General features: G+C 70.7%; 1 protein-coding gene. It reads right to left on the reverse strand.

Annotation, left to right across the window (positions count from 1 at the left end):
- Nucleotides 1-194: 194 nt before the first annotated feature.
- Nucleotides 195-628 (reverse strand): SDR family oxidoreductase (locus K4G64_RS39485; RefSeq protein WP_221760651.1); only part of this gene is annotated, 434 nt, incomplete at its 5' end.

Consider the following 628-nt stretch of genomic DNA (forward strand, 5'->3'; position numbering starts at 1 on the left):
CATCCAGGACCATTTGAAGCAGGTCTTCGGCAAGGTGGGGGTGCGCAGCCGCCGCGAGCTGGTCGCCGAACTGTTCTTCCGGCACTACTTGCCCCAGCTGGCACACCCGCCCCTGTCGACCGACGGCCGACTGCTCAGCCCGGAGCACGACGGCTAGGCGGCACGGCCGGGCGAACTCGGGGATGTCGGGCGAGCTAGGTGTGCTTGAGTCCCAGTACCTCCGCCGCCGCGAACGTCTCCCCCGGTGGCCGCTGCGCGTAGTACGGGCCGAGCAGTGCGTCGAGTTCGTCGTAGGTGAAGGCGTCCTGCTTGGTGTCGAACTTGGCGGCCACCCGCGGCCGTTCGACGACCGCGACCATGCCGCCGTGCACGACGAGCAGCTGTCCGTTGACGTGCGCGGCGGCGGGCGAGGCCAAGTAGCCGACGAGGGGCGCGACATGCTCGGGGGCGAGGGGATCGAGGCCCTGATCGGGCACCTCGAACCCGTGGAACACGTCCTCGGTCATCCGGGTCCGGGCGCGCGGGCAGATGACGTTGGCCGTCGCGCCGTACTTCGCGAGCGCCAGCGCGGTCGAGGTCGTGAGCCCGACGATGCCGCCCTTGGCCGCCGCGTAGTTGGGCTGTCCCG

The organism is Streptomyces sp. WAC04114 (assembly GCF_019733245.1).
In the GTDB taxonomy this organism is placed as follows: domain Bacteria; phylum Actinomycetota; class Actinomycetes; order Streptomycetales; family Streptomycetaceae; genus Streptomyces; species Streptomyces massasporeus_A.